At 57.0% G+C, this 8,026-nt stretch carries 5 protein-coding genes and 2 pseudogenes; 6 read left to right on the top strand and 1 reads right to left on the bottom strand.

Going from position 1 to position 8,026, the window contains the following annotated elements:
* Positions 1–138: 138 nt before the first annotated feature.
* Positions 139–2,631, top strand: a complete 2,493-nt coding sequence (locus GFJ39_RS10885) for a TonB-dependent receptor plug domain-containing protein (protein WP_153431361.1) — start codon at positions 139–141, stop codon at positions 2,629–2,631.
* A 311-nt stretch (positions 2,632–2,942) separates the two neighbouring features.
* Here the strand turns inward: GFJ39_RS10885 and GFJ39_RS10880 are convergent, their stop codons facing one another.
* Entirely contained in the window at positions 2,943–4,022 is a 1,080-nt protein-coding gene (locus tag GFJ39_RS10880) for an IS5 family transposase (RefSeq protein ID WP_153431360.1), read from the bottom strand.
* A 239-nt stretch (positions 4,023–4,261) separates the two neighbouring features.
* Here GFJ39_RS10880 and galE point away from each other — a divergent pair, with 239 nt between their 5' ends.
* From galE to GFJ39_RS10860, 5 genes and pseudogenes are all read left to right on the top strand, one after another.
* A complete protein-coding gene (gene galE, locus GFJ39_RS10875; RefSeq protein WP_153431359.1) occupies positions 4,262–5,248 on the top strand; it encodes a UDP-glucose 4-epimerase GalE in 987 nt (328 codons plus the stop codon).
* Between the two features lie 302 nt (positions 5,249–5,550).
* Positions 5,551–5,724: pseudogene (locus GFJ39_RS14545) on the top strand (TetR/AcrR family transcriptional regulator); the annotation flags it as partial.
* A 220-nt stretch (positions 5,725–5,944) separates the two neighbouring features.
* A pseudogene (locus GFJ39_RS14540) lies at positions 5,945–6,148 on the top strand (hypothetical protein); the annotation flags it as partial.
* 94 nt (positions 6,149–6,242) lie between these two features.
* Positions 6,243–6,764: an efflux RND transporter permease subunit gene (locus tag GFJ39_RS10865; RefSeq protein ID WP_194285355.1), complete on the top strand. Its 522-nt coding sequence runs from the start codon at positions 6,243–6,245 to the stop codon at positions 6,762–6,764.
* Between the two features lie 285 nt (positions 6,765–7,049).
* Positions 7,050–7,994 (top strand): hydroxyacid dehydrogenase, encoded by a 945-nt coding sequence (locus tag GFJ39_RS10860; RefSeq protein ID WP_153431356.1) that lies wholly within the window; start codon positions 7,050–7,052, stop codon positions 7,992–7,994.
* The last annotated feature ends 32 nt before the right edge of the window (positions 7,995–8,026 follow it).

Here is an 8,026-nt window from a genome sequence, read left to right as displayed (position 1 = left end):
CGCCAAAAAACTAAAATCATCAGACAAGCGCATCAACAAACAGTTCTTCGATCCCTCCAGGTGCTTTCTTCCCTTAGCTTTTGTTTGTTGTTTACACGGAATAATTACCCAAATAGTTAAAGGGGGGCCTTAGACACAATGCTCAAATCACGGCTGACCCGCAGGCTTGTCGCATCGGTTTCCATCGGTTCACTGCTGTCTGGAATTTCTTACGCAAGCGAAACCACGGCCACCAGAACCCATCCCCTTCATGTGGCCCATAAAGCCAAGGCGCCTGCGACTGCGGCGCAAATGGCAACACGTTCTGCCGTGGTCAGGCGTCGTGCGGTCGTCGAACGTGAAGCATCAGGCTCAGGTGATGCTGTCATTGTGACAGGAACGCATGCTACCAACCGTCGTGCCCGTGACAGCTCCTCCCCGATTACGGTTTTTTCAGCCCAGCAGCTTCAGGCGACGGGTGAACTGAACCTTGCCAGCGCCCTGGCTCGTGTCGACCCATCCATTACGGTCTCCGCTCTTGGGAATGATACCGCGGCACTGACGTCGTCCATCCGCATGAGAGGTCTCGCACCCAATGAGGTGCTGGTGCTGGTCGATGGCAAGAGGCGCAATATCACAGGGAACATGGCCGACGGCTCTACCCCGGTAGACCTGAACATGATTCCGGCCAATGCCATCGACCACATCGAGGTTCTGCGAGATGGCGCGGCTGCGATGTATGGCTCTGATGCCATTGCAGGCGTTATCAACATCATCACCAAGAAGTCCTCCCACGGGATCCATACCTACGCCCAGACTGGTGCCAACGCTTACAATGGCGACGGCTGGCAGTACCAGGTTGGTGCTGATGGCGGCGTGAAATGGGGTAATGACGGTTACGTCCACATCTCCGGCCAGGTTTACCACGCTGACCACTCGGTTGTGTCCAACAGAAAGACGTATGACCATCGATGGAGCAAGGGTGACAGCTGGGATCCGAACTCCAACAAAATCGAAAGTACCCCTGAAGAGACGCGTGAGAACCTCGCCATCAACTGGGGCAAGGGCATTACGGAGGGTATTCAGACCTACGGTCTCATCACCTATGCCCATCGTCATGCCGAGGCTTATGAAAATTATCGCACGCCCAGCACCCTGCCGGAGATCTATCCTTACGGCTTTTCTCCGCTGGAGACGATTGAAGAAAACAACTTCCAGGCAAACCTTGGTCTGAAGGGGGGCAACTTTCTCGGATTCAACTGGGATCTCAGCACCCTCTATGGCGAGGACGATGACGATATTGGTATCAAGAATACCTATAACGCGAACTACGCCAAGATTTATGGATGGTCTCCCACCACGACACGCGCGGCAACCTATCGGATGTCGCAGTGGACGACGAATCTTGACCTTCGCCGGAACTTCAACATCGCCAACCTTGTCCCCATGACCCTGGCTTTCGGTGGCGAGCATCGTCTTGAAATGTACACCATCAAAGCTGGTAATGCGGCGTCCTACCTCGAAGGCGGAACATCGGGCTATGCTGGTATTTCTCCTGTCAGCGCAGGCACCTGGCAGCGTAATGTGTGGGCCGGATATATCGACGGCGATTTCCACCCGCTCAAGAAGTGGGATCTCGATTTTGCTGGTCGCTTTGAGCATTACACCGATGCCGGGAATACTGAGACGGGTAAAGTCACAACGCGCTATGACGTCACCAGGCGCATTGCCGTGCGTGCAACCATCAGCAACGGTTTCCGCGCCCCGACCCTGGCCGAAGAGCATTACAGCTCTTTGAGTGTGTCGCCGACAGGTGTCTCCGGAACGCTGGGTGCCAACAGTTCTGCCGCCCGCACGATTGGCGCCAGCAAGCTCAAGCCAGAGCGTTCGACCAGTGTTGAGGGCGGTATTGTTCTTGAACCTGTCGACCGCTTCCACATCTCGGCGGACGTCTATCAAATCAACATCCGTGACCGCATTCTGAGTGCCTCTAATATCGTCGGACAAAGCGCGCTGGACGCAATTTCCCTGGCTGGCGTGTCTGTGGATTCGTCGGATCTGTCTTTAAGCAATATCAAAGCCAACTACTACGCCAATGCAGCCAGTACGAGAACGCAGGGCCTCGATATTCAGGCTGACTATCGCCTTCCTCTGCATCGCTATGGCAACCTGAACCTGTCGATGATGCTCAACCTCAACAGAACGGTTGTCAGCCACGTCAACACCAATATCTTTGGCAATGCCTTTGCAAATGCTCAGACCCGCACGAACATTCAAAGCTATCCACGCTCCAAGATCGTTCTGAACGCCCACTGGGACGTCGGCAAATGGAGTGTGAACGTCCGCGAAAACCGTTATGGCTCATCCAAAAGCCTGATGACGTATGAGGATGCTGCGCCCTCGAGCCTGAAGTATTCCAACACCATCTGGTACAGCTTTGAAAACACCCCAGTCTGGACCACGGATCTTCAGGTGGGTTATCGCGTCAACAGCTACTGGCGTGCCACTATTGGCGCCAATAACATCTTCAACATGCGTCCACGTGTGGTGAGTCCGCTCACAAACTATCTGGGGCCAAAAATCTACGACTCAGGATCCACGCTTTCCATTGCCGGCGGTTACTATTTTGCCCGTATTGACGCCAGCTTCTGACGTACTTCTCAGGCGTCGCGGAGGCTTGGGACGCCTTTCATCCTGTCATCTTCCGACCCTCGTCGGCCGTCTGGTGGCATCCCCTGATTATCCAGAATCCGCTCCTCCCAACATGTATCGCTCGGGAGACGGCACATCTGAAGGGATCGAAGACCCTTTGATTGATGATTCCTGGACCTGGAGGGATCGAAGAACTGTTTGTTGATGCGCTTGTCTGATGATTTTAGTTTTTTGGCGCTTTGATTGAGGGTTTCCGGGGTGACTTTCGCTCTGCGTTTTGAGCAGATCACGGTCCATCGCCAGTGGGAGGACTACGCGCTCGCGTTCAATCTTTCGAGGAAGAGGAAGCGGCGCATATTATAGACGATATTGGCAAGGCCGATCCTCATGGTGGCCCGGGTGATACCGACAGTTCGGACGAACAGACCCATTTGCGATTTCTGATCGGCAAAGACATGCTCGACACGAGATCGGACCACCGACTTTCCAGCATTCGATTTCTGGATATGCCGGGGCATAGGTTTGAGATGCGGCTTTTTCCTGTGAACCTTCGAGACAAAGCCCTGCTTGTCCATGAAGTCCTCATTGGCTTTCGAGCGATACGCTGTATCAGCCCAGACGCTTGAGGCCGTATTGGTTTTATCCAGAAGGCCCTCGCGCAGTCTGGCACCATCACTGGCAGCAGCATCCGTTGTCTTCCATTTCCGGATGAACCGGAACTTCCGGTCGATGGAAACATGGGATTTGTAGCCAAAGAACGGGATGGCGAGATCGCTAGAGGGCATGGTTCCATCATCCTGCCGCTTCGCCTTCGTGAACTTCAGCGTCCAGCGGGCGTGCCTGTCCTTGTGGGACAGCTTTCCCGGCTTGTCTTCCCAGCCTTCGGGGATCCGTCCTGCCCGAAGATCCGCTTTCTCTGCGTTTGTATTGCGCTGTTTTGGAGCAGCTACCAATGTTGCATCCAGGATCTGGCCTGACATCGGCAGATAACCGGCGTTCCGCAGGGTCGCGTCAAAGCGGTTGAACAGCCCATCGATCGCACCCGCCTGGGTCAGGCGTTCACGAAACAGCCAGAGCGTTTTGGCATCCGGCACCCGATCTGAAAGCGCCAGCCCAAGGAAACGCATAAAGGATAGGCGGTCGTTGATGAGATATTCTGTCCGCTCATCAGACAGATTGTTCAACGTCTGGATCACCAGGATCTTGAACATCAACACGGGATCAAATGGCGGTCGACCGCCTTTACTCCCATCTGAATAGGCCAGGGCCTCCTCCAGTTCCGGGCGGAACACCTCAAAATCCACAGTCCGGGAAAACGCTTCGAGCTGATCACCAAGCCCGCTCAACCGGGCAAGCCGCTCTTCAACTTCAAAGAAACCGGGCTGCTGCATGAACCCCGAAAGATCCCCGCCGCTTAATCCATCAAAGTCCGGGGTGCCGCGAAGGGATATCAATCCCGGAAGGGGAAATGGATTGTCATATATCGATGGAGTATCTGCCCTGCCGGACATCTTGAATGACTTTGATATTCATGGCTTCTCTTTCATGCCCGGCTAATGGTATCTCTTTTCAAAGAGGTTTCTGATAGTTTTTTTTGTATCTGGTATGTCGGTCTTTGAGGGAGTTTTGAATGCGCTATCTTGTTACGGGTGGGGCAGGCTTCGTCGGGAGTCATGCTGTTCTTGCTCTGCTCGATGCAGGTCATGATGTTGTCGTGCTGGATAATCTGAGCACCGGATATCGTGAGGCGGTTCCCGCTGGCGTGCCTTTCCATAAAGTGGATCTTCTGGATTATGCCGCTACGTCAGCCATTGTGGCGCAAGGGCCATGGGATGGCGTCCTGCATTTTGCGGCGCTTTCCCTTGTCGGCGACAGCATGCGCGATCCCTTTCATTATCTGCGACAGAACTATCTGACGGCGCTGAATCTTGTACAGATCTGTGTCGAGCATGGTGTCAGGAAGATTGTTTTCTCTTCGACTGCCGCTCTTTTCGGCGGACCGGAACGGCTCGACCCCATCCCCGAAACCGCATCCGTGCAGCCCGGTTCCCCGTATGGCGAGAGCAAGCTCATGATCGAGCGTGTGCTGCACTGGGCCGATGCGATCTATGGGATCAGAAGTGCGTGTCTGCGCTATTTCAATGCGGCGGGCGCGGATCCTCTGGGACGGGCAGGCGAAGACCATCGTCCTGAGACTCACCTGATTCCCCTGACCATTGATGCCGCACTTGGCCGTCGTTCTGCGCTCAAACTGTTCGGTACCGACTATCCAACCCGGGATGGTTCCTGTGTTCGGGACTATATCCACGTTACGGATCTTGCCGATGCTCATATCCGTGCTCTCGCTCAGATCGATCATCGCAGCGTCACGTATAATATCGGAAATGGTCAGGGATACTCGAACCTTGAAGTCATCCAGAGTGTCGAGCGGGTCAGTGGCCGCAAGGTGCCTTGGGAAGCGGCTCCCAGACGAGAGGGGGACCCAGCTCTTCTCGTGGCGGATTCCGCGACTCTCAGGAACGATACGGGATGGACGCCCCGGTTCGGGGACATCGACAGTATTGTGAAAACGGCCCTCCGCTGGCGTGAAAGCCACCCTGACGGTTACGGCGGGTAAGTCCGGGTTTTGGGGTGGCAAACGGGGGCGTGGTGCCGTGTCAGACATCATCGTGCATGACTCCTTCGAGATACCCAAGGCCGAGCGGCAGCACGGGCTGTGTACGCTCCAATGCCTGAATCGGCCGAGAGTCTTAAGCTGAGCGCCGCGCCGCTGCCGATCGACTCCCTCAACACGGGTAAAAGACCCCTCAGTCAACACGCCATAAATCTGCAATCACGAAATGGGGGCTCAAAGCAACAGCCCTTCGATCCCTCCAATTCGTATTCACAAACATACCGTCCAGACGGTATGTTGAGGGCATGAAAACAGGTTCAAGACGCGCGAAAAGACCCGAGGCTGTCAGGAAAGACCTGCTTGATACGGCGGGGCGCATACTGTCGACGAATGGCATTCAAGCCTTCACCCTGGATCTGGTCGCCCGGGAGGCGGGCGTCAGCAAGGGGGGGCTTCTGCACCATTTTCCCAGCAAGAAGGCCCTTCTTGATGGGCTTTTCTCGCGGGAAATGGAACTGTTCGCGCAGGAAATCCGGCACTCGATGCAGAATGATCCGGTCGCACAGGGGCGCGCTGTCCGGGCCTATGTCGGGATCGGCCGGAATCTGGTGGCGAAGCCACCGTCCATCATCCGGCATCTGCTGGCCGCGATGCTGATTGATCCGCAATTATGCCAGGAGTGGACCCCGCGGTACTGGGATGCCGTCCGCTCCGTTGGTCTGTTCGAGAATATCACGCCGGCAGGACTTCTGGCCTGCCTTGCCGCTGATGGTCTGCCTGTTCCTGGCGGGCGGATACGGTTTTTTCCATCTTGGCCGCGCGGAGGACCCGGCTTTTACTCTCAAGAACATGATCGTATCCGCACAATGGCCAGGAGCGGATGCGCGACAGATGCAGCAGCAGGTTGCCGAGCCGCTCGAACAGGCGCTGCGGGATATCGAGGGCGTCGATACACTCAGTACCTACTGCGTCACCGCGGCCTTCCGAATCCCGTCTGGTGAGAGTGCTGCGCCATGTGCTCGATGTCGGTCTGCGGCACAAACGGGCCGTTGCCGCAGGAACGGTCGTGTTGCTACTTCTGGTCTGCGGTGGTTTCACGTTCGTCGATCAGCAGTTTTTTCCGTTGTCGGACCGTCCGGAAGTGATGGTCGATGTCGCCATGCCGCCAGGGACTTCCCTTGACGAAACCAGCCGGGCGGTCGCGGCGCTGGAACGACAGATCGCCGGGCAGGCCGCCTTGCGCCATATGGAAACCCATATCGGTGACAGCGCGCCGCGTTTCTATCTGCCCTACAGTCCCGCCACGCCCAGTACGTCGCACGCCATGCGGCTGTTTGTGGCGACGGATCTCCATGGGCGGGAAGAACTTATCCGCGCCATTGAGGCCCTGCCGCTTCCGGTAGAGGTGCATCTTCATGTTCAGCGTTTCTCGCTCGGTCCAACGGTCGATTTCCCGGTCCGGACCTGTCGGATCGTGTGTCCGGTGCAAAAACAGTATGGCTGTCTCGCGAGCGTCTGACGCAGCGCGACAATCAACTCCAGAAACATGGAAACAGGACACAAAAACTTCAATTAACGCTTCTTCGGTCCCTCCAGATGCGGTGTCTCTGCTCAATCCGCTGGATCGGTGGCAAGCTGGGAGCAGCGGGAGGGTCGGGTCGTCGGACCGGAAGGGTGCTGTCGCATCATGACGCCATCCAAGAGCTTCCCGTGGTGGCATAAAGGGGCTTTTGGGCATGGACAAGCGGGAGCGGTATGCCATCATTCCGCTCCTTGTTCTTCTTTACTGTGGAAAACCAGCACCATGAGTCTGTGTTTCATTACACAACAGATCCATCCCGATGCAGTAACTTGTCTGAACGAGGCCGGAATTACGACCCGTTATGCCACGGAACCTTCAATGGAGGCGGTGATCCGCGAAATCGGCGACGCGGATGCGGTGATTACGCGCGATCTGGGACTGAGCGAAGAGGCGCTGCGGGCCGCGCCGAAGCTGAAAATCATTTCCTGTCACGGTTCGGGTACGAACCGGATCGCCAAGGCTGCCGCGGCGGAGCGGGGTGTTCTGGTGACGAATGCGCCCAATACCAACAGTCGGTCCGTTGCGGAAATGACGATCGGGCTTCTGCTGGCGGTCATGCGGCGTCTGTGCGAGGCGGATCGTGCCGTGCGGGAGGGGAACTGGGCATTTCGTTATGCGAATAACGGCACGGAACTGCACGGACGGACGATCGGGCTCGTGGGGTTTGGCGCCATTGCCCGGCATGTCGCGCAGATTGCGGGTCAGGGGTTGGGAATGCGCGTTGTGGCGTGGTCTCCGAGCGTTCCGGCGGAGGTGTTCGAGGCCGCGGGCGTGGAGCGGGCGCAGAGCCTTGAAGACCTTCTGGTCGTCTCGGACGTTCTGTCGCTGCATCGTCCGGCGCAGGGGAGCGGTCAGCCCACGATTGACGCTCAGGCGCTGTCGCGCCTGAAGAAAGGCGCAGTTCTGATCAATACCAGCCGGGGCGGGGAGGTGGATGGTCCTGCGCTGGCGAAGGCTCTGGAGACGGGGCATGTCGGCGGAGCGGGGCTGGACGTGATGTCGCCCGAGCCTCCGCTGGCGGATGATCCGTTGCTGCGGGCGCCGAATGTGGTTTTGACGCCGCATATCGGTGCGACGACGGAACAGGCGCTGCGCCGTATGGCGATGCTGTGTGCATCGCAGGTTCAGGACGCGCTTGCGGGACGTGTGCCGCCGCATTGTCTCTGAACGGTTGAGTTCCGCGCCCTTCCGTTTCGGGA

This window comes from Gluconobacter aidae (assembly GCF_009547075.1).
Lineage (GTDB): Bacteria > Pseudomonadota > Alphaproteobacteria > Acetobacterales > Acetobacteraceae > Gluconobacter > Gluconobacter aidae.
This window is presented reverse-complemented; position numbering and strand designations above follow the sequence as displayed.

Excerpts from the sequence above, each read along its gene's own strand:
- GFJ39_RS10885 (WP_153431361.1), top strand. The coding sequence starts at position 139 with ATGCTCAAATCACGGCTGACCCGCAGGCTTGTCGCATCGGTTTCCATC.
- GFJ39_RS10880 (WP_153431360.1), bottom strand. The coding sequence starts at position 4,022 with ATGCAGCAGCCCGGTTTCTTTGAAGTTGAAGAGCGGCTTGCCCGGTTG.
- galE (WP_153431359.1), top strand. The coding sequence starts at position 4,262 with ATGCGCTATCTTGTTACGGGTGGGGCAGGCTTCGTCGGGAGTCATGCT.
- GFJ39_RS10860 (WP_153431356.1), top strand. The coding sequence starts at position 7,050 with ATGAGTCTGTGTTTCATTACACAACAGATCCATCCCGATGCAGTAACT.